The organism is Corynebacterium callunae DSM 20147 (genome assembly GCF_000344785.1).
Taxonomy (GTDB): Bacteria; Actinomycetota; Actinomycetes; order Mycobacteriales; family Mycobacteriaceae; genus Corynebacterium; species Corynebacterium callunae.
The window spans coordinates 1,364,460-1,384,944 of the sequence record NC_020506.1; the positions used below are offsets into that span (position 1 = coordinate 1,364,460).

The following is a 20,485-nucleotide window of genomic DNA, read 5'->3' on the forward strand; positions in this document are numbered from 1 at the left end:
TATGTTCGAAGTAATAAATCTTGAATCAATTCCTAATTAATTTGAAGGGCAGTTGAGCAGTGGCTGATCGCCTTGTAGTGCGCGGTGCGCGTGAACACAACCTCAAAGGTGTAAATATTGATCTTCCGCGTGACTCCATGGTGGTGTTTACCGGACTGTCTGGATCTGGAAAGTCCTCTTTAGCCTTTGACACCATCTTTGCGGAAGGCCAACGTCGATACGTTGAATCTCTTTCCAGCTATGCTCGTATGTTCCTGGGGCAGATGGATAAGCCAGATGTTGATCTAATTGACGGACTTTCTCCTGCGGTCTCTATTGACCAGAAGTCAACCAACCGCAATCCGCGTTCCACCGTGGGCACTATTACTGAGGTTTATGACTATCTGCGTTTGCTTTATGCACGTGCTGGAACTGCACACTGCCCAGTGTGTGACGCTCCCGTTCAAAGGCAAACTCCACAGCAAATGGTGGACCAAATCCTGGAAATGGAAGACGGATTAAAATTCCAAATCCTGGCTCCAGTCGTTCGCACGCGCAAAGGTGAATTTGTTGATCTTTTTGCAGATCTTGCAGCTCAGGGCTATTCCCGCGTCCGCGTTGATGGCGAAGTGCACCAACTGTCTGATCCACCGAAGCTAGAAAAGCAGATCAAACACGATATTGATGTGGTGGTTGACCGTTTGCAGGTCAAAGCCAGCCAAAAGCAGCGCCTTACTGATTCTCTAGAAACCGCCCTACGTTTGGCAGACGGCGTTGCAGTTTTGGAATTTGTGGGCCTTGAAGAGGATGACCCACAGCGCCTGCGTCGCTTCTCAGAGAAGATGAGCTGCCCCAATGGTCACCCTCTCTCAGTCGATGAGTTGGAACCACGTGCCTTTTCGTTTAACTCTCCTTATGGTGCCTGCCCAGCTTGTGATGGTCTCGGTGTGCGCACCGAGGTAGATATTGATCTAATCGTTCCAGACCCCGATGCACCTGCTATTAAAGCTATACAGCCGTGGAATTCCAGCCCTAACCATTCCTATTTTGAAAAGCTGATTGAAGGCCTAGCTAAAGCTATGGACTTTGATCCAAAAACTCCCTTCAAAGATCTTTCCGCTCCGCAGCGCAAGGCACTTATTTACGGTACTAAAAAAGAAGTGAGCGTGCGCTATAAAAACCGCTATGGGCGCGTGCGTGCCTGGACGGCTCCTTTTGAAGGCGTCATGGGCTATTTTGATCGCAAGCTGGAACAAACCGATTCTGAAACCCAAAAAGATCGTCTCCTAGGCTATACCCGCGAGGTAGCTTGTCCAACCTGTAAAGGAGCAAGGCTCAAGCCAGAAATTCTCGCTGTACGTCTGGATTCCAAATCTCATGGCGCATTGTCCATTGCAGGACTTACCGCACTTTCAGTACAGGGAGCTTTTGACTTCCTCGATAATTTGACCTTGGGCAAGCGCGAAGAGATGATCGCCGGTGCAGTGCTGAAAGAGATCCATGCCCGCTTGAAATTCCTGTTGGACGTGGGTCTCGCATACCTCACATTGGACCGTGCTGCAGGCACCTTGTCCGGCGGTGAAGCACAGCGCATCCGCTTGGCCACCCAGATTGGCTCGGGTCTGGCCGGCGTGCTTTATGTGCTAGATGAACCTTCTATTGGTCTACACCAGCGCGATAACCAGCGTTTGATCACCACCTTGGAGCATCTTCGCGATATCGGAAACACTCTCATTGTGGTTGAACACGATGAAGACACCATTCGACGCGCCGACTGGCTGGTTGATATCGGACCACGTGCTGGTGAATTTGGTGGTGAGGTTGTTTACCAAGGCCTGCCAGAGGGCATCTTGGATTGTGAAGAATCTCTAACCGGTGCCTATCTATCCGGCCGTCGCACTTTGGGAGTGCCTGATAAGCGGCGTGAGATTGATCCTGAGCGCAAACTCACCATTGTTGGAGCAAAAGAAAACAACCTCCAAGACGTTGATGTGGATATTCCGCTGGGAGTCTTGTGCTGTATTACTGGTGTATCTGGCTCGGGTAAATCCACGCTCATTAATCAGATCTTGGCAAAGGTTTTGGCTAATAAGCTCAATCGCGCCCGCCAGGTGCCAGGACGTGCCAAGCGAGTAGAGGGCTTGGAGCATCTGGATAAGTTGGTGCAGGTAGATCAGTCGCCAATTGGTAGGACCCCTCGTTCAAACCCAGCCACTTACACCGGTGTATTTGATAAGGTCCGTAATCTCTTTGCAGAGACCACCGAAGCAAAGGTACGCGGATATAAACCAGGCCGTTTCTCCTTTAATATCAAGGGAGGCCGCTGTGAAGCCTGCCAAGGTGATGGCACACTCAAAATTGAGATGAACTTCCTGCCAGACGTTTATGTTCCTTGCGAAGTATGTAGTGGTCAGCGCTACAACCGCGAAACTCTCGAGGTGAAATACAAGGGTAAAAACATTGCAGAAGTCCTCGATATGCCTATCTCTGAAGCAGCGGATTTCTTTGAACCCATCACCTCAATCCACCGTTACCTAGCAACATTGGTGGATGTGGGACTGGGGTATGTACGCCTTGGTCAAGCAGCAACCACCTTGTCCGGTGGTGAAGCTCAGCGTGTCAAACTTGCTGCTGAACTGCAAAAACGTTCCAATGGGCGCACCATCTACATCTTGGATGAGCCCACCACAGGTTTGCATTTTGAAGATATTCGCAAGCTGATGATGGTAATTCAAGGTTTGGTGGACAAGGGCAACTCAGTTGTTGTTATTGAACACAATCTTGATGTCATTAAGGCTGCGGACTGGGTGGTGGATATGGGCCCTGAAGGTGGCTCCGGCGGCGGCAATGTGGTCGCCGAAGGCACACCTGAACAGGTCGCTGAGGTTTCAGGTTCCTATACGGGCCGGTTCCTTAAAGAACTGCTGTAGGGGCAGGGGTTTCGTCGACAAGCTCAGTGCTGTTATTTCGACGCCCGCGCAGGGCGGCGATGGCGAGCAAGGCGATGCCAGAGAGCAAGAAGGCGATTGCGCGTGGCACACCAGAAAGTGCAACAAGGTCGAAAAAGACCAGCTTAATGGTGCCCGCGAGCGCTAACGCCACGCCGGTCCAGAGCGCTCCGGGGACGTTGAAGAGCCGGCGGCTGAGCATGGCGGCGGCGGCGATAATCATCCACAAAATGGAAACCGTGGCGTGGCCGATAATAAATCCCAGCAACATGCCACTATTTCCGGCTAGCAGACTTCCCATAAAAGTGACGATTGTTACGATTGCGGTGGCCGAAAGTGTCAGCAAGATTAGGCCGACAAGTAGTTGCAGCCACAAAGGTTGTCCATAAAATGTGCGACGCCCCAGGATCGTGACACCAATAAATGCGAGAATCAGCAGCGCCTGCACCAGAGCCGAAATATCGGTGAGCCACAGCGGGGCGAGCGAGACCACATGACGCAGCAACGTTCCCGTCATAAACACCGCAGCGCACAGCCACACTAGCCACGGAATAACGCCAAATTGCCGCTCCCGTGGCAGGCGTTGCAGCACCATAAATAGCAGACAAGCAACCACTAGGAATGTAAGGGTCATCCAATTGCGTGTTGTTAGCGAGCTGCCAAAAACCATCACAAAACTGCCAGCAACCAGGCATATTGCCATTACCGCAGTCAGCCTCTTAAAGCTGCTCGGCGCAGCTCCTTGATAAAGAACAGTGCTTGTCGACGCGCCCTTGAGCGCTCCAAAAAGGGCAAAGCAGGAGACCACCAGGCCCAAAAAGAGGCCAATCCAGGGATATCCATGATCGCTAACCAGGAGGCTGGTTGCCATGGAAATGGGGATCGGTGCGAAAATTCCTACGCCCACTGCGGTGGGGTCACCATTAAAGCTGTTCCAATACTTTGATACTGCTTTGGTTTCCGCTGTGGAGCCACCGGCTGGGTGATCCCAAAGTGTCAGGCCAATTAACAACACCGCAGTGCAAACTCCGACTGCGGCGGCAGGCCACGTGGTGGCGACCCAACTTTCGACCAGGAAAATCTGAATGCCAATACCCAATACCGCAGCTGCAATGCGCATGCTGCGGGTGGAAATTCGCCAAGACATGATGAGGGCAACAACAATGCCAAATGTTGGCCACCAGGCATTGTTGTTGAATACAAAGCTGAGAGCACAGAAGCCGGTAACGAGGGTGGCACCCAAGAAAACAGCTGGTGTGGCGGGTATTCGCTGGTCCTTTGTTTCAGTGCTCCAAATTCTGCCAAGAAGCAGATAAGCGCTATTGCCCAACAAGATAATGAAGGATCCTAAACCTTCGGGTATCCACTCCAAAATAAATATTAAGGCGCAAGTGGTTGCAATAAACGCGATTTGTGATGTCACCGTTAGTGCAACAATTGCTTCGATGCGGCCCTTTTTGGAACGTAGCCACAACGCAGCACCCAGCAAAATCAGCCCAATAAAATAAGCACCGACTACGCGCCCCAGCGGTCCAAGCCAGCCCCGTTGGATCGCAACAGAAACCAATAAAATGACACCAGCGACGGTAATAATCCCTCCGCCGATGGCTACCGCTCGCATAATCTTTTCTTCAGAGCTCAGCTGCTTTTTCACCTTTGCAGGCTTTTGCGGTTTTGGATAAGCAATGGTTTGAGCTGCTGCAGGGGCCTGCCATTTGTTCGTTTCCACGCTGGCCGTACCGACAGGAACGTTTAGGTTACGCGCTGAAATAGCGGGAATGAGAACAGACTTTGAATGCTCTGGGGTCTGTTCTGGGGTCATTTCTGCTTGCTGCGCAGAATCCAAGCGGGCGAGCAAAGAATCAATATCTTTTTGCGCCTCAGCCAACGCAGCCGCGGAAGCTGAGAGTTTTTCCACAGCCGCTCTGAGGGTAATCCGGTCAAGAGACTTGGGGTCCATAATCCAAGGCTAAGGGTTATTGCAGGTGGAAAACATGGATGAAACCCTATTGTTACCAAACGGGGTTAGCTGGGATCAGAGAATGAGTAGCGGGATGCGATTTGGAATGGGGGAGTGAAGGTGTTAAGGTATAGAACACTACCGCCCAACGCGTACATGTATGCGTGGGCCGCAAGAGGAGATCTTCCCACCTAAGGCCGCCGAGAGATCGGTTGGATACAGGTAAAGCAAGTAGTGATGTCACGGACTAGTGCCCGTGGATAACTCTTGGAAGTCAGATCTCCCGTTCATCACGTGTGATGAACGGGTTTTTGGTCTGCATAGGGGCAATCGCCTTGAGTGGTTCGGTACGTCAATTTTTCCCGCACTGCTAACAGAGGAGTCCACATCAGCGCTGAAGCTCGCATTAATGAGCGTATCCGAGTTCCCGAGGTCCGTCTTGTCGGACCAAATGGTGAGCAGGTTGGCATCGTCCGTATTGAGGATGCACGCAAGCTCGCTTTCGATGCAGACCTAGACCTGGTCGAGGTCGCACCCAACGCCAAGCCTCCGGTCTGCAAGATTATGGACTACGGAAAGTTCAAGTACGAACAGGCTCAAAAAGCCCGTGAGTCACGCAAGAATCAGCAGCAGACAGTGGTCAAGGAGCAGAAGCTTCGTCCCAAGATCGATGATCATGATTATGAGACGAAGAAGAGCAATGTGATCCGCTTCCTCGAGAAGGGATCCAAGGTCAAGGTTACGATCATGTTCCGTGGTCGTGAGCAAGCCCGCCCAGAGCTTGGCTACAGACTCCTTGAGCGCCTGGCAAACGATGTTGCAGATTTCGGCATCGTAGAAACCCGCGCGAAGCAGGACGGAAGAAACATGACAATGGTTCTCGGTCCGGTGCGCAAGGGCAAGAAATAATCACGAATAGGGTTTAAGGACAACTTTCATGAAGAACAAGACCCACAAGGGCACCGCAAAGCGCGTCAAGGTGACTGGTTCCGGCAAGCTCGTTCGCGAGCAGGCTAACCGCCGCCACCTCCTCGAAGGCAAGGCATCCACCCGTACCCGTCGCCTGAAGGGCATCGTTGAGGTTGACAAGGCCGACACCAAGCGCATCAAGCGCCTGCTCGGCAAGGCTTAAGTCTAAACAGACTTTCGCCCACAAACCCTCCACCTTTCAACAAGATTTAAGGAAGTACCACCGTGGCACGTGTCAAGCGGTCCGTCAACGCCAAGAAGAAGCGTCGCGAAATTCTCAAGTCCGCCAAGGGCTACCGCGGCCAGCGCTCCCGCCTTTACCGTAAGGCAAAGGAGCAGTGGCTGCACTCCATGACTTACTCTTACCGCGATCGTCGCGCTCGTAAGGGTGAGTTCCGTAAGCTGTGGATCCAGCGCATCAACGCTGCTGCCCGCATGAATGGCATCACTTACAACCGTCTCATCCAGGGCCTGCGCCTTGCTGAGATCGAGGTTGACCGCAAGATCCTTGCTGAGCTTGCTGTTAACGACTTTGCAACCTTCTCCGCAATTTGCGAGGCTGCAAAGGCTGCACTTCCTGAGGACGTTAACGCTCCTAAGGCTGCATAAAGTACTTTTGTACTTGCAGAGACCTGTTTCCCACATTTCCGAATGTGGGGGACAGGTCTTTTTGCTATTTAACCCGCTACACTTGGGCAGCATGAGTCAATTTCTCCTTGGTGTGTACCACGATCCTGGCGTCCAACAAAGCGGCACAGCATAATCAGTCTGAAGAAGCGATGCAGGCGTCATTTGCGCAGGTAGAAGCATTTAACAAGAAACTTATCGACGATGGCCATTTTGTGTACGCATGTGGCCTGACACCGCCGGAATCTGCTCAAGTAGTGAATCCTGATGCCACAATAACCGCAGGTCCAGCCGTATCCGGGGATAAGATGCTGGGAGGTTTCTGGGTTATTGAGGCCTCAAGTCCTGAGGTCGCAGTAGCGTTGGCAGAACAAGGTGCGGCCGCCTGCGGACAACCGGTAGAGCTTCGTCCAATGCAATAATCGCCGTCGTTCTCGACGAATGAGTTGCTGCAGAAATTGGTGGCGTGGGAACTGGTTTTTATTCCGGTGCTTTGGCCACCATTTGCATGCCGACCTCAGCTTTTTCTACGTCACGGGACTCCCGCATGAGTTTCCGCTCAGGGATCGCTTAGAAAAGTTGAGACAGAAGAAGTGATAATACCGACGCCATGTAGCACCTTGCAAGGAAGAGTGAAGAAGAATAGCACTAATTAACCTAATGCTTGCTCAATGCTCATGTGATTGACGCTTTTGTAGCTATCAATTAAGTCAGAAAACATTTAATAGTCATTTCAATCGCATAGCATTTCCGATCGTGTCCACATTACTTCTAGAACCAGAAGTGGATAACTTGCGTAAACGTGCCAAGCGCTCCAAAAGGAATGAGTGGTGGCTTGCCGCCGCATTACTCTTTCCAAACCTGCTGCTCTTGGTCCTTTTTACGTACAGACCACTGATCGATAACTTCCGGCTATCTTTTTTTAACTGGAATATTTCCTCTCCCAACTCAACCTTTATTGGGCTCAACAACTACGTGGAGTTTTTCACACGTGAAGATACTGCCCAAGTTCTGCTCAACACCCTTGTATTCACCTTCTTCGCAGTGGTGGGTTCAATGGTGCTTGGCTTGCTCCTTGCCATGTTGCTGGACCAAAAGCTCTTTGGACGTAACTTTGTGCGCTCCATGGTTTTTGCGCCTTTCGTGATCTCCGGTGCAGCAATCGGTGTGGCGTTCCAATTTGTTTTTGACCCCAACTTCGGTTTGGTGCAAGACCTGTTGTTACGCCTGGGAATAAGCTCTCCCCAGTTCTACCAAGATCCCAAATGGGCTCTATTTATGGTGACATTCACCTTCGTGTGGAAGAACCTCGGCTATTCCTTTGTGATCTACCTGGCCGCTTTGCAGGGATTAAATAAGGATCTCGCTGAGGCAGCGGATATTGATGGCGCAAGCGCATGGACACGATTTTGGAAGGTCACCCTTCCGCAATTGCGCCCAACTACCTTCTTCCTCTCGATTACCGTCACCCTCAACTCCGTGCAGGTCTTCGACATCATTCACACCATGACTCGTGGTGGCCCCTTGGGCAATGGCACAACAACCTTGGTTTACCAGGTCTACACCGAAACCTTCAGTAATTACCGAGCAGGTTATGGCGCCACCATTGCCACCATCTTGTTCCTCATTTTGCTGACAATCACGGTTATCCAAGTTCGCTATATGGATAAGGAGAATAAGCAAAAATGATCTCCACAAATAACAGCCTGCTGCTAAAAATCATGGGTTATGTGGGCATGATTGCGGCGATTCTCTTTATCGGAGTGCCGCTGCTGTTCATCGTTCTTACCAGTTTCAAGCAACAATCTGAGATTTATACCCAACCAGTTACCTGGGTGCCTTCAGAATTTAGCTTGGAAAACTACCAGAGCGTTTTTGAACGTGTGCCTTTCCTTGACTACTTCAAAAACTCGGTCATCATTACCGTAATTTTGTGTGCCGTCAAGATTGTTTTGGGCGTCATTTCTGCTTATGCGCTCTCCATTTTGCGATTCCCCGGCCGTAACCTGGTGTTCCTCCTGGTTATTTCGGCATTGATGGTTCCTTCAGAAGTTACCGTTATTTCCAACTACGCATTTGTGAGCCAGTTGGGTTGGCGCGATACCTACCAAGGCATCATCGTTCCATTGGCCGGCATCGCTTTTGGCACCTTCCTTATGCGAAATCACTTCATGTCAATTCCAACCGAATTGATTGAAGCCGCACGCATGGACCACTGCGGGCATTTCCGCATGTTGTGGAAGGTTTTACTGCCGATCTCTATGCCCACCCTGGTGGCTTTCTCCATGATCACCGTGGTTAATGAATGGAATCAATACCTGTGGCCATTCCTCATGGCTGAAACGGAAAATTCTGCAACCTTGCCAATTGGTCTAACCATGCTGCAAAACAATGAAGGCGTTTCCAACTGGGGTCCGGTTATGGCGGCCACCATCATGACCATGTTGCCCGTGCTTGTGATGTTCCTGGCGCTGCAGCAATACATGATCAAGGGCCTCATCTCTGGCGCTGTCAAAGGCTAAAAGTCCACCGGCACCCCAAATATCTTCTCAACCTCCTCACCTTTAAAGGAAAAAACAATGTCTTTTAATCCTCAGATTTCTCGTCGTAATTTCCTCGCAGCAGTTGGCGTCGCAGGCGCTGGCGCTACCTTGGCTGCGTGTGCAGGCACCGGTGGAAGCACCTCCTCCGCAGAAGGTTCCAGCGCAGAAGGCGCAACCAACACCATTGTGTGGTGGTCTAACCACCCTGCAAACTCCAAGGATGTTGAGCTAGAGCTCATTTCTCGCTTTGAGGCTGAGAACCCAGATCTAAAGGTTCAGCTGATTGATGCTGGCGCTAACTACAAGGAAGTTTCTCAGAAGTTCAACGCAGCACTGTCCGGTGGCGACCTTCCTGACCTGGTTGTGCTTTCTGATACCGAGTGGTTTAACTTTGCCATCAACGGAGCAACCGCAAACATTGATGAGGTAGCAAAGCGCAACAACATCGACACCTCCACCTATGTCGATTCCCTCTACAATGACTACACCCATGAGGGTGGCCACTATGGTCTGCCTTTTGCTCGTTCCACCGTGCTTTTCTACTACAACAAGGATCTGTGGGCTAAGGCTGGCCTCGAGGATCGTGGACCAAACTCTTGGGAAGAGTTCTCCGAGTGGGGCCCTAAGCTGCAGGAAGCAATTGGCTCCGGCTTTGCACATGGTTGGGGAGACGCAACCAACTACCTCTCCTGGACTTTCGAAGGCCCAATGTGGTCCCTCGGTGGCAACTACTCTGAGGGCTGGGAGTCTCGTCTGACCACCCCAGAAACCATCCGCGCAGTTGAGTGGTTGAAGTCCACCGTGGACAACGGATACGCAACTGTCTCCACCGATGTCACCAATGAGTTTGCAACTGGCCTTATCGGCTCCTGCATTCAGTCCACCGGTGACCTTTCCTCCGTTGCAGAAGCTGCCACCTTCAACTGGGGTGTCGCTCCACTGCCAAACCCAACTGGCGAAGGTGCTTGCCCAACCGGTGGTGCTGGCCTGGGCATCCCATCTGGTATCTCCGAAGAGCGCCAAAACAACGCTATGAAGTTCATTGACTTCATCACCAACACCTCCAACACCGGCTACTGGTCCCGCGAGACCGGCTACATGCCAGTTCGTAAGGACGCAGCTCAGGACACTGAGCACGCTGCATTCCTGAAGGAAAACCCTGCATACAACGTTGCAGTGGAGCAGTTGCCACACACCCGTTCCCAGGACAACTTCCGCGTGCTGCTGCCAAACGGTGACCGCACCATCGGCGATGCGCTGGAAAAGATCTGCCTCACCGGTGCAGATATCGATGTCACCTTGGCTGATGTTGAGACTCAGCTCAACACCATCTACAAGCGCGACATTGAGCCACTGATCTAAGTAACACCCATCTGCACAACCCCTCAGAGCTGCCTCACTAAGAGGCAGCTCGGTTTGAAAGGAAGCTATCACCATGGCGTCAATCGTCTTTGAAAACGTCACCCGAAAGTACACCCCAGGCGCTCGGGCAGCCGTCGATAAGCTCAATCTAGAAATTGCCGACGGTGAGTTTTTGGTACTTGTTGGCCCCTCTGGCTGCGGCAAGTCCACCTCATTGCGCATGCTCGCCGGCCTTGAGCCTATCGACGAAGGACGTTTGCTTATCGACGGCAAAGACGCCACTGGTTTGCGTCCCCAGGACCGTGACATCGCCATGGTTTTCCAAAGCTATGCCCTTTATCCGAATATGACTGTTCGGGAAAACATGGCTTTTGCTTTGAAAAACCAAAAGGTGAAAAAAGCTGAGATTGAAAAGCGCGTTACTGAGGCCTCTCGTATTCTGCAGCTTGATCCTTATTTGGATCGCAAGCCTGCAGCACTTTCCGGTGGCCAGCGCCAACGTGTGGCAATGGGTCGCGCTATCGTGCGCGAACCAGCAGTGTTCTGCATGGATGAGCCACTGTCAAACTTGGATGCCAAGTTGCGTGTATCTACCCGTGCAGAGATTTCTGCGCTGCAAAGGCGTATGGGTGTGACCACGGTTTATGTCACCCACGATCAGGTGGAAGCGATGACCATGGGAGACCGCGTGGCTGTCTTGCTATTAGGTGTGTTGCAGCAGGTTGATACCCCACAAAACCTATATGACTATCCTGCCAACGCGTTTGTAGCAAGCTTTATTGGCTCGCCTTCAATGAACCTTATTGAAGGCACCATTGCAGGGGATGCGGTGCGCATTGGCAAGAACGTCAAGATCAACTTGCCGGATCATCTCGCCGCGCACTTGCGTCAAAACCCAGGTGAGTTTGAAGGCCGAGCAGTGATTGTGGGTGCTCGACCAGAGCATATGTATCTCACTTCCGCGCAGGAAAGCGGTGCAATTGCTGCAGAAGTCAGCCACATTGATGAACTTGGTGCTGATTCCATGGTTTATGTCATGGCTGAAGGTGTAAAAAACCCCAATACTGATGTTTTGGGTGAGGGCATTCCAGAAGATATGCGTGTCCAGGTAATCCCAGCTGAAGCAGGGGATAGGGCACAGATTGGTATTCGGGTGGACCGTCATCATGGCCTGCGCCCGGGCGATAAGGTACATGTCGTGGCAGCCCCACAAGATGTTCACCTTTTTGACGGCCTTGATGGTCGCCGCCTGGGTTCGGCGAAAGAATCTGCTCAGCAAAAACAGCAGGCATAAATAAAAGCCACACAAAAAATGCAGCGTCTCCATGTGGAGACGCTGCATTTTTTTTGTTTACCACTGCAAAGGTGAAGGATTTCCAGGATTTAAAAATCTGGTGGGATCACTTACTGTTACAAAATCCACGCCAGCCTGCTGCGCAATATCAAAGGAATGTTCATCACGAATAGTCCAGCAACCCACCTTGATACCTCGAGCATGCAATGCGGAAATTGCCTCTAGTTCCAAGGACTTCCAGTAGGGAAGTACCGCAGCTGCGTTGCGGGCTGGCACTTGCTCCAAAACGCTGAGATCGCCAAAACCATGTTCTCTTAAAAAGCCCAAGCGTGCTGCAGGCAACCGATCTGCAAGTTCCACCGAAGCGACGTCAATAAAGCAGATAAATAGCAGCCTTTCCAATTCGGAAGGCTGTCGCGCCAATAAGGTCTGAAGCGCCGGTACGGCGCTCGGCGCCTTAATTTCTACCTGGATGGGCAACTCAGTGGCTGCCAAGACTTCCTCCAGTGTTGGGACGCGGGAGCCGTCGAGAAGCGTTATTTCTTTAACCTGCTCCAGCGTTAAAGACGCCACTGGAGCATCGCGGTGTGCAGAATCCGCTGCAGCCACGCGCGCTGCGGTGCGGTCATGGAGCACAATCAGCTGGTTGTCCAGGGTGGTGTGCACATCCAACTCAAATGCATCCGCGGGGGCTGCAGCCTGAAAAGCAGCCATGGAATTTTCTAGGTGCAAATCCTCAGCACCACGGTGGGCAACAATATGCATAAAATCCACTTTCTAAGAGCCAAAATTAAAGCCCCAGGATAAACGTTTGAGGTAACCGGAGCGTGAATCAAAGGTGTCATCTGTTGATTAACTTGGCCCCTGTTAGTCTTAACGCATGGCTTTGGACTTTAATGACCCGTTCACCGAACGCACCCCGCGGATTGTAAATGCCGCAAAATTGCACCGCGCATCTCAGCGTCGCAAAGATAAAAAATTCCTCGTTGAGGGCGAAAACTCCGTAGATGCAGCAATTGCAACCGGTGCCGCAACCGACCTCTTTGTTACCGAAGAAGCAGCTCAGCGCTTTGAAGCGGTGGTGCGCACAGCTGGATATATGAACGTTTATATCCACGCCATCACCGATAAGGCCGCAAAACACCTCAGTGATACCGTCACCACCACTGGCATTTTTGCGCTTTGCGACGACGTGATGTGGTCAGTGGGCAAGGCCATCAACGGCCAACCACGCCTGGTGAGCGTACCGGTAGAAACCCGCGAACCCGGCAACGCCGGCACGCTTATCCGCGTCTCCGACGCGGTTGGCGCGGACGCTGTAGTTTTTGCTGGTGAATCCGTGGATCCCCAGGGTGCCAAGGCAGTGCGTTCCTCCGCTGGATCCTTGTTCCACATTCCAGTAGCGCGTAATACCGACATCAATGATGTACTGGGTCAGCTGCGCTCTAAGGGACTGCAAATTCTAGCTACCTCCGCAGATGGGGAAGTAGACCTTGATGATGCAGAAGAACTACTTTCCAAGCCTACTGCCTGGCTTTTTGGCAATGAAGCCCACGGCCTTGGCGAAGAGCTTTTGGCTAAAGCTGATCACCGCATTCGCATTCCGATTCGGGGACGCGCAGAATCCTTGAACCTGGCAACTGCAGCCGCAATCTGCCTTTATGAATCCTCGAAGGCACTTTTTGCCGACGAAGAGCGCTAGCTCTAAACAGTTATAGCAACCTCACCCCGCAGTAGATACCGCAACAGAGTATGATGGCGGGGTTAGTTGAGCATTTGATTTTATTGAACTTTAAGGGAAGGGCTGGACTACACGGTGTCCGAAATTCAGTTGACCGAAGCCAGTTTGAATGAGGCAGCAGATGCTGCGATCAAGGCTTTCGACGGCGCTCAAAACCTGGAGGAGCTCGCCGCACTGCGCCGTGACCACCTCGGCGAAGCAGCGCCAATCCCACAGGCACGTCGTTCCCTAGGAAGCATTCCTAAGGACCAGCGTAAAGATGCGGGTCGCTTTGTCAACATGGCACTCGGCCGTGCAGAAAAGCACTTTGCTCAGGTCAAGGTGGTTCTTGAAGAAAAGCGCAATGCTGAAGTTCTCGAACTTGAGCGCGTGGATGTCACCGTTCCAACCACCCGCGCCCAAACTGGCGCCCTGCACCCCATCACCATCCTGAATGAGCAGATCGCTGATATCTTTGTGGGCATGGGCTGGGAAATCGCCGAGGGACCTGAGGTTGAAGCTGAATACTTCAACTTCGATGCCCTGAACTTCCTGCCAGATCACCCGGCTCGTACCCTGCAGGATACTTTCCACATCGGACCAGAGGGCTCCCGTCAGGTCATGCGTACCCACACCTCACCAGTACAGGTACGCACCATGCTCGACCGTGAAGTTCCTATTTATATCGCCTGCCCAGGCCGTGTTTTCCGCACCGATGAGCTAGACGCCACCCATACCCCAGTTTTCCACCAGATTGAAGGTTTGGCAGTTGATAAGGGCCTGACCATGGCTCATTTGCGCGGCACCCTGGATCACCTAGCTAAGGAGCTTTTTGGTCCAGAAACCAAGACCCGTATGCGTTCCAATTACTTCCCCTTCACCGAGCCTTCCGCAGAGGTAGATGTGTGGTTCCCTAATAAGAAGGGTGGCGCAGGCTGGATCGAGTGGGGCGGCTGTGGCATGGTCAACCCAAACGTGCTGCGTGCAGTAGGTATTGATCCAGAAGAATACACCGGTTTCGCCTTTGGTATGGGTATTGAGCGCACCCTGCAGTTCCGCAATGGACTGAGCGATATGCGCGATATGGTCGAAGGCGATATTCGCTTCACCTTGCCATTCGGTATCCAGGCTTAAATTTCCCGCACCTTTTTAGAAACTTTAGGAGTTACTTCCACCATGTTGATTGCACAAAACTGGGTGACGGGATTGCTCGGCCATGCCAATGCAGGTTGGTCCGTTCCCGCCGCAGACCTTGATTCCGGATACGTCCGCGTCGGTTTTGAAACCGAAGGCTATGAAGCCATTCCCGAAACCACTGGCCCTTTGGTCATTGGCCGCGTTGAGACCATCGAAGAGCTCACTGGTTTCAAGAAGCCAATCCGTCATTGCCATGTCAATGTTGGCGATGCCAATGGCACCGGCGAATTGCAGTCCATTGTTTGTGGCGCTCGCAACTTTGCGGAAGGCGACACCGTGGTAGTAAGCCTGCCAGGTGCAGTTTTGCCTGGTGGCTTTGCAATTTCCGCCCGCGAGACCTACGGCCGTATGTCTGCTGGCATGATCTGTTCTGCTGCAGAACTGGGCTTGGCAGATAAGCAAAACTCCGGCATTATCACCCTCGATCCATCCGTGGGCGAGCCTGGTACTGATGCACGCGACGTTTTGGGCCTTGATGACACTGTTTTCGATGTCAACATCACTCCAGACCGCGGATATGCACTTTCTGCCCGTGGCCTAACCCGCGAGCTTGCATCCGCTTTTAAGCTCAGCTACACCGATCCTGCTCTTAACCCTGCAGTTGCCGGCATTGAAGTGAAGGTTCCAGAGGTTAATGGAACTTTGATCGATGTTGATCTGCGTCCTGAGACCAAGGCCGTGCGATTTGGCCTTCGTAAGGTTACTGGCATTGATCCAAAGGCAGAATCCCCATTCTGGATGCAGCGTGAGCTCATGCTGTCGGGTCAGCGTCCAGTTAATGCTGCTACCGACGTCACCAACTATGTTATGTTGCTGCTTGGTCAACCAATGCACGCCTTTGATGCCAACCTCATTAGCGGCAACCTTGTTGTCCGTAATGCGCAGGCAGGAGAGAAGTTCGAAACCCTTGATCACGTTAAGCGCGAGCTTAATGAAGAAGATGTTGTTATCACCGATGACAAGGCCATTCAGTCCCTCGCCGGTGTAATGGGTGGACTTACTTCTGAGATTTCTGATACCACCACCGATGTTTATTTCGAGGCTGGTATCTGGGATAGCATCACTGTTGCGCGCACCTCACGCCGCCACAAGTTGAGCTCCGAGGCTTCTCGACGCTACGAGCGCGGTGTTGACCCAGCTATCGTGGAAATTGCCCTGGATATTGCAGCAACCTTGTTGGTTGACATCGCTGGCGGCACCGTTGAGGCCGGACGCACCCTGGTTGGTGAAGTTCCAACAATGCCAACTATCACCATGTCTGTAAAGCGCCCATCCCAGCTTGCTGGTGTGGAGTACACCCCAGAAACCGTGGTTGCTCGCCTAGAAGAAGTCGGCTGCACCGTTGTAGTATCCGGCGAGACCCTTGAGGTCACCCCTCCAACCTGGCGTTCCGATATCTCCATGGCAGCTGACCTGGTTGAAGAGGTTTTGCGTTTGGAAGGTCTGGAAGCAATTCCAACCATCGTTCCAACTGCACCGGCTGGCCGCGGTCTTTCTGATAAGCAAAAGCGTCGCCGCGCAATCGGCCACGCACTGGCTTATAACGGTTATGCCGAAATCATCCCAAGCCCATTTATTGATGGCTCCATCTTTGATGAGTGGGACTTGCCTGCTGATGATGAGCGTCGACAGACCGTCGCAGTGCTTAATCCTTTGGAAGCAGATCGCAACGTCTTAGGCACCACCTTGCTGCCTTCCATGCTTGATGCTGTGAAGCGCAACGTAGCTCGTGGTCACAAGGATTTCTCCCTCTTTGGTTTGCAGCAAGTATCCATTAAGCAGGGTAGTGGTGTTTCTCCAATGCCTTCTGTCGCTGCACGTCCAAGCGCAGATGTGGTAGCCGAGCTTATTGATTCCCTTCCTGCTCAGCCGCTGTATGTTGCAACTGTGGGCACCGGGCTCATTGAGTTTGAAGGCCCATGGGGCAAGGGTCGCGAATACACCTTCGCCGATGCCATTGAATCTGCACGCGTCGTAGCCCGCGCTGCCGGTGTGGAGGTGGACTTGGCCAATGCAGAATACTTGCCTTGGCACCCAGGCCGCTGCGCGGCTTTGCTTGTCGACGGTCGGGTTGTCGGTCATGCAGGTGAGCTGCACCCCCAGGTTGTTGAGAAGCTAGGTTTGCCAGCGCGTACCTGCGCAATGGAGCTCAACATCAGCGCGCTGCCTTTCACTGAAAAACTGCCTGCTCCCGTGTTGTCTGCTTTCCCAGCCCTGTACCAAGACATTGCATTGGTCGTGGATGAAGAAGTGTCTGCTGAAGCAGTTCGCGCCACCGTTGAAGAAGGCGCTGGAGATTTGGTAGAGGCAGTAGAACTCTTTGATATCTACCGCTCTGAACAATTGGGCGAGGCTAAGAAGTCTTTGGCCTTCTCTATTCGCTTCCGCGCCAGCGACCGCACTTTGACCGATGAGGAAGCCAATGAGTCTCGACTCAAGGCTGCTGAATTGGCCAAGGAGCGTTTTAATGCAGAGATGCGTGGTTAATTAAAAAACCGCTCTTACCCCCTGATTTTGGAATAACCTTCCAAAATCAGGGGGTTTCTGCATAATTTCCACAAACATGAATGAATAATTTGCATGATCATGCATAAGGTGTATGGTGAAGGTATGACGATCAAGGTAGCAATTGCCGGAGCCAGTGGATATGCCGGTGGAGAAATCCTCCGCCTCCTGCTCAATCACCCAGCCTATCTAGCGGGGGAACTAGAAATCGGTGCTCTCACCGCTAGCTCCACTGTTGGCAGCACCCTGGGGGAGCTGATGCCACACCTGCCGCAATTAGCCGATCGTGTTATTGAAGACACCACCCCAGAAGTGCTTTCTGGTCACGATGTAGTCTTCCTTGGACTGCCTCACGGTTTCTCTGCAGAAATCGCATTGCAATTAGGTCACGATGTTACCGTTATTGACTGTGCCGCAGACTTCCGTTTGCAAAATGCTGCAGACTGGGAGCGGTATTACGGTTCCGAGCACCAAGGCACCTGGCCTTATGGCATCCCGGAGATGCCAGGCCACCGCGAACAACTTAAAGGTGCTAAGCGGATTGCGGTTCCAGGTTGCTTCCCAACCGGAGCTACCTTAGCCCTTTTGCCAGCCGTTCAAGCTGGACTTATTGAGCCAAATGTCTCTGTAGTCTCAATTACTGGAGTTTCTGGCGCTGGCAAAAAAGCCAATGTAGCCATGCTCGGTGCAGAGACAATGGGATCCCTCAAGGCTTATAACGTGGCTGGTAAGCACCGCCACACTCCAGAAATTGCGCAGAACCTCGCAGAAGTCACTGCTGAGAAAGTTACCGTGAGCTTCACCCCGGTGCTGGCTCCATTGCCACGCGGCATTCTCACCACCGCCACCGCACCGCTTAAAGGCGAAGTAACCGCGGAGCAAGCTCGAAAGGTTTATGAGGACTTTTATGCACAGGAAACCTTCGTGCATGTGCTCGCTCCCGGCGTGCAGCCTCAAACTCAATCAGTAGTCGGCTCCAATATGTGCCATGTGCAGGTAGAAGTCGATGCGGATTCCGGCAAATTGCTGCTTACCTCCGTAATCGACAACCTCACCAAGGGCACCGCCGGTGCAGCCATCCAATGCATGAACCTTTCACTAGGCTATGCAGAAAGTGCCGGCCTGCCACAGGCTGGCGTCGCACCCTAAATAAAAAACCACACAATTTTCAAGGAGAAACAGATGGCTGAACAGGGCATCACCGCACCAAAGGGGTTTGTTGCATCAGCAACCACCGCGGGCATTAAGGCATCCGGCAACCCAGATATGGCACTGGTTGTTAACCAAGGCCCAGAATTTACTGCGGCTGCAGTTTTTACCCGCAATCGCGTATTTGCGGCACCAGTAAAGGTCAGCCGCGAAAACGTAGCAGATGGTCAAATCAAAGCAGTTCTATATAACGCTGGTAATGCCAATGCTTGTAACGGCCTGCAGGGTGAAAAGGACGCACGCGAATCTGTTGCAGCATTAGCAACCGCTTTAGAAATTGAAGCCAGCGACATTGGTGTGTGTTCCACCGGGCTGATCGGTGAGCTCCTGCCTATGGACAAGATCAACGCTGGCATTAACCAGCTCGTTGCCCCAGGTGCTTTGGGGGACAATGGCGCAGCAGCTGCCAAAGCAATCATGACCACCGATACCGTGGACAAGGAAACTGCCATCTTTGCCGATGGTTGGACCATTGGGGCGATGGGCAAGGGTGTTGGCATGATGGCACCTTCTTTGGCAACCATGCTGGTGTGTCTAACCACTGATGCCTCCATCACTCCGGAGATGGCACAAATCGCACTTGCTAAGGCAACTGCAGTTACCTTTGACACCCTGGATATTGATGGATCGACCTCCACCAATGACACCGTGTTCCTCTTGGCTTCTGGTGCCAGCGGCATCACCCCAGCACAAGATGACCTCAATGATGCAGTTTATGCAGCGTGTTCTGACTTGGCTGCCAAGATGCAAGCCGATGCTGAAGGTGTAACCAAGCGCGTATCAGTTACTGTCACCGGCACCACCAACGATGAGCAGGCCATTAATGCCGCTCGTACCGTTGCGCGCGACAACCTCTTTAAGTGCGCGATGTTTGGTTCGGATCCTAACTGGGGCCGTGTACTTGCCGCAGTAGGAATGGCCGATGCTGATATGGAACCTGAGAAGATCTCTGTTTTCTTCAATGATCAAGCAGTCTGCCTTGACTCCACCGGTGCTCCAGGTGCTCGTGAGGTTGATCTTTCCGGTGCTGATATTGCCGTGCGCATTGACTTGGGAACTGGGGGAGAAGGCGAAGCAACTGTTCGCACCACCGACCTCAGTTATTCCTATGTGGAGATCAACTCCGCATATAGCACCTAAAAAACACCCGCACATCGCCTGACTGCGCCTGGAAGGCACAGTGGGAGGGCGCGTCGAAAAGCACTGGGGAGTAAGAAATGAATGATTTGATAAAGGATCTTGGCTCAGAAGCACGGGCGAATGTGCTGGCTGAGGCGCTGCCATGGCTGCAGCATTTCCGCGACAAGATCGTGGTTGTCAAATATGGCGGAAACGCCATGGTCGACGAGGAACTTAAAGCCGCATTTGCCGCTGACATGGTATTTTTGCGTACCGTTGGCGCAAAGCCAGTGGTTGTCCATGGCGGTGGCCCACAGATTTCTGAGATGCTCAATCGTGTTGGTCTGCAGGGCGAATTTAAGGGTGGCTTTAGGGTTACTACTCCTGAGGTCATGGATATCGTGCGCATGGTGCTTTTTGGGCAGGTCGGCCGCGATCTAGTTGGTCTTATCAACTCTCATGGTCCTTATGCCGTTGGTACTTCAGGTGAGGACGCGGGGCTTTTTACCGCCAAAAAACGCCTGGTCAACATCGATGGGGTAGCAACTGATATCGGTTTGGTCGGCGATATTGTCAGCGTTGATGCCTCTCCACTGATGGACCTGATTGAAGCTGGGCGCATTCCGGTGGTTTCAACCATCGCTCCCGGTGAGGATGGCCAGATTTATAACATCAACGCAGATACCGCAGCTGGCGCCTTGGCCGCAGCGATCGGCGCGGAGCGTTTGCTGGTGCTTACCAATGTTGAAGGCCTCTACACTGATTGGCCCGACAAGAATTCCCTGGTTTCTAAAATCAAGGCAACGGAGCTGGAAAATCTACTCCCAGGACTTGATTCCGGCATGATTCCGAAGATGGAATCCTGCCTCAATGCAGTGCGCGGGGGAGTTAGTGCCGCTCACGTTATCGATGGCCGCATTGCACACTCGGTGCTTTTGGAGCTTTTAACTATGGGCGGCATTGGCACCATGGTGTTGCCCGATGTGTACGACCGCGAGAATTACCCGCAGGGCACAGTGTTTAGAAAAGACGATAAGGATGGAGAAAACTAAA

Annotated in this window: 17 protein-coding genes; 15 read left to right on the plus strand and 2 right to left on the minus strand. The window is 52.4% G+C overall.

The window, feature by feature from the left end:
• Window positions 1–59: 59 nt before the first annotated feature.
• On the plus strand, window positions 60–2,909 hold the full coding sequence (uvrA, locus tag H924_RS06425) for an excinuclease ABC subunit UvrA (RefSeq protein WP_015651149.1): 2,850 nt from the start codon (window positions 60–62) through the stop codon (window positions 2,907–2,909).
• On the opposite strand, the gene H924_RS06430 is transcribed toward uvrA, so the two are convergent.
• Window positions 2,893–4,887, minus strand: a complete 1,995-nt coding sequence (locus tag H924_RS06430) for a DUF2339 domain-containing protein (RefSeq protein WP_015651150.1) — start codon at window positions 4,885–4,887, stop codon at window positions 2,893–2,895. The genes uvrA and H924_RS06430 overlap by 17 nt on opposite strands.
• A 339-nt stretch (window positions 4,888–5,226) precedes the next feature.
• Here H924_RS06430 and infC point away from each other — a divergent pair, with 339 nt between their 5' ends.
• The 8 genes from infC to H924_RS06470 all read left to right on the plus strand — a co-directional run bounded on the left by infC (window position 5,227) and on the right by H924_RS06470 (window position 11,682).
• Window positions 5,227–5,796 carry a translation initiation factor IF-3 gene (gene infC / locus H924_RS06435; RefSeq protein ID WP_015651151.1) on the plus strand — a complete coding sequence of 190 codons (570 nt, stop codon included), beginning with the start codon at window positions 5,227–5,229 and terminating at the stop codon, window positions 5,794–5,796.
• A 28-nt stretch (window positions 5,797–5,824) separates the two neighbouring features.
• Complete coding sequence (gene rpmI, locus H924_RS06440) at window positions 5,825–6,019, plus strand: 50S ribosomal protein L35 (protein ID WP_015651152.1); 195 nt, start codon at window positions 5,825–5,827, stop codon at window positions 6,017–6,019.
• A 62-nt stretch (window positions 6,020–6,081) separates the two neighbouring features.
• Window positions 6,082–6,465, plus strand: a complete 384-nt coding sequence (rplT, locus tag H924_RS06445; protein WP_015651153.1) for a 50S ribosomal protein L20 — start codon at window positions 6,082–6,084, stop codon at window positions 6,463–6,465.
• Window positions 6,466–6,575: 110 nt separating this feature from the next.
• Entirely contained in the window at window positions 6,576–6,905 is a 330-nt protein-coding gene (locus H924_RS06450; RefSeq protein WP_155861933.1) for a YciI family protein, read from the plus strand.
• A gap of 334 nt (window positions 6,906–7,239) precedes the next feature.
• Complete coding sequence (locus H924_RS06455) at window positions 7,240–8,172, plus strand: carbohydrate ABC transporter permease (RefSeq protein WP_029703057.1); 933 nt, start codon at window positions 7,240–7,242, stop codon at window positions 8,170–8,172.
• Window positions 8,169–9,005 (plus strand): carbohydrate ABC transporter permease, encoded by an 837-nt coding sequence (locus H924_RS06460; RefSeq protein ID WP_015651156.1) that lies wholly within the window; start codon window positions 8,169–8,171, stop codon window positions 9,003–9,005. Before H924_RS06455 ends, H924_RS06460 begins: the two co-directional genes overlap by 4 nt.
• A 57-nt stretch (window positions 9,006–9,062) precedes the next feature.
• Window positions 9,063–10,388, plus strand: coding sequence for an ABC transporter substrate-binding protein (locus H924_RS06465; RefSeq protein WP_015651157.1), 1,326 nt, complete (start codon window positions 9,063–9,065; stop codon window positions 10,386–10,388).
• Between the two features lie 73 nt (window positions 10,389–10,461).
• Window positions 10,462–11,682 carry an ABC transporter ATP-binding protein gene (locus tag H924_RS06470; protein WP_015651158.1) on the plus strand — a complete coding sequence of 407 codons (1,221 nt, stop codon included), beginning with the start codon at window positions 10,462–10,464 and terminating at the stop codon, window positions 11,680–11,682.
• A 57-nt stretch (window positions 11,683–11,739) separates the two neighbouring features.
• Here the strand turns inward: H924_RS06470 and H924_RS06475 are convergent, their stop codons facing one another.
• On the minus strand, window positions 11,740–12,447 hold the full coding sequence (locus H924_RS06475; RefSeq protein WP_015651159.1) for a glycerophosphodiester phosphodiesterase: 708 nt from the start codon (window positions 12,445–12,447) through the stop codon (window positions 11,740–11,742).
• A gap of 115 nt (window positions 12,448–12,562) precedes the next feature.
• Between H924_RS06475 and H924_RS06480 the strand changes: the two genes are divergently transcribed.
• The 6 genes from H924_RS06480 to argB all read left to right on the plus strand — a co-directional run bounded on the left by H924_RS06480 (window position 12,563) and on the right by argB (window position 20,484).
• The gene (locus H924_RS06480) at window positions 12,563–13,384 is read left to right on the plus strand and encodes a TrmH family RNA methyltransferase (RefSeq protein WP_015651160.1); all 822 of its coding nucleotides are present in this window, start codon (window positions 12,563–12,565) and stop codon (window positions 13,382–13,384) included.
• A gap of 114 nt (window positions 13,385–13,498) precedes the next feature.
• Entirely contained in the window at window positions 13,499–14,536 is a 1,038-nt protein-coding gene (pheS, locus tag H924_RS06485) for a phenylalanine--tRNA ligase subunit alpha (RefSeq protein ID WP_015651161.1), read from the plus strand.
• Between the two features lie 42 nt (window positions 14,537–14,578).
• A complete protein-coding gene (gene pheT / locus H924_RS06490; protein WP_015651162.1) occupies window positions 14,579–17,086 on the plus strand; it encodes a phenylalanine--tRNA ligase subunit beta in 2,508 nt (835 codons plus the stop codon).
• A 123-nt stretch (window positions 17,087–17,209) separates the two neighbouring features.
• The gene (argC, locus tag H924_RS06495; RefSeq protein WP_015651163.1) at window positions 17,210–18,253 is read left to right on the plus strand and encodes an N-acetyl-gamma-glutamyl-phosphate reductase; all 1,044 of its coding nucleotides are present in this window, start codon (window positions 17,210–17,212) and stop codon (window positions 18,251–18,253) included.
• Between the two features lie 33 nt (window positions 18,254–18,286).
• The gene (argJ, locus tag H924_RS06500; RefSeq protein WP_015651164.1) at window positions 18,287–19,453 is read left to right on the plus strand and encodes a bifunctional glutamate N-acetyltransferase/amino-acid acetyltransferase ArgJ; all 1,167 of its coding nucleotides are present in this window, start codon (window positions 18,287–18,289) and stop codon (window positions 19,451–19,453) included.
• A 77-nt stretch (window positions 19,454–19,530) separates the two neighbouring features.
• A complete protein-coding gene (gene argB / locus H924_RS06505) occupies window positions 19,531–20,484 on the plus strand; it encodes an acetylglutamate kinase (RefSeq protein WP_015651165.1) in 954 nt (317 codons plus the stop codon).
• Window position 20,485 lies beyond the last annotated feature (1 nt).

What these genes read in the sequence shown, in the direction of transcription:
- H924_RS06465 (WP_015651157.1), top strand. Translation starts at nt 9,063, where the DNA reads ATGTCTTTTAATCCTCAGATTTCTCGTCGTAATTTCCTCGCAGCAGTT.
- H924_RS06480 (WP_015651160.1), top strand. Translation starts at nt 12,563, where the DNA reads ATGGCTTTGGACTTTAATGACCCGTTCACCGAACGCACCCCGCGGATT.
- H924_RS06475 (WP_015651159.1), bottom strand. Translation starts at nt 12,447, where the DNA reads ATGCATATTGTTGCCCACCGTGGTGCTGAGGATTTGCACCTAGAAAAT.
- H924_RS06460 (WP_015651156.1), top strand. Translation starts at nt 8,169, where the DNA reads ATGATCTCCACAAATAACAGCCTGCTGCTAAAAATCATGGGTTATGTG.
- pheT (WP_015651162.1), top strand. Translation starts at nt 14,579, where the DNA reads ATGTTGATTGCACAAAACTGGGTGACGGGATTGCTCGGCCATGCCAAT.
- argJ (WP_015651164.1), top strand. Translation starts at nt 18,287, where the DNA reads ATGGCTGAACAGGGCATCACCGCACCAAAGGGGTTTGTTGCATCAGCA.
- rpmI (WP_015651152.1), top strand. Translation starts at nt 5,825, where the DNA reads ATGAAGAACAAGACCCACAAGGGCACCGCAAAGCGCGTCAAGGTGACT.
- H924_RS06430 (WP_015651150.1), bottom strand. Translation starts at nt 4,887, where the DNA reads ATGGACCCCAAGTCTCTTGACCGGATTACCCTCAGAGCGGCTGTGGAA.
- argC (WP_015651163.1), top strand. Translation starts at nt 17,210, where the DNA reads ATGACGATCAAGGTAGCAATTGCCGGAGCCAGTGGATATGCCGGTGGA.
- argB (WP_015651165.1), top strand. Translation starts at nt 19,531, where the DNA reads ATGAATGATTTGATAAAGGATCTTGGCTCAGAAGCACGGGCGAATGTG.
- H924_RS06470 (WP_015651158.1), top strand. Translation starts at nt 10,462, where the DNA reads ATGGCGTCAATCGTCTTTGAAAACGTCACCCGAAAGTACACCCCAGGC.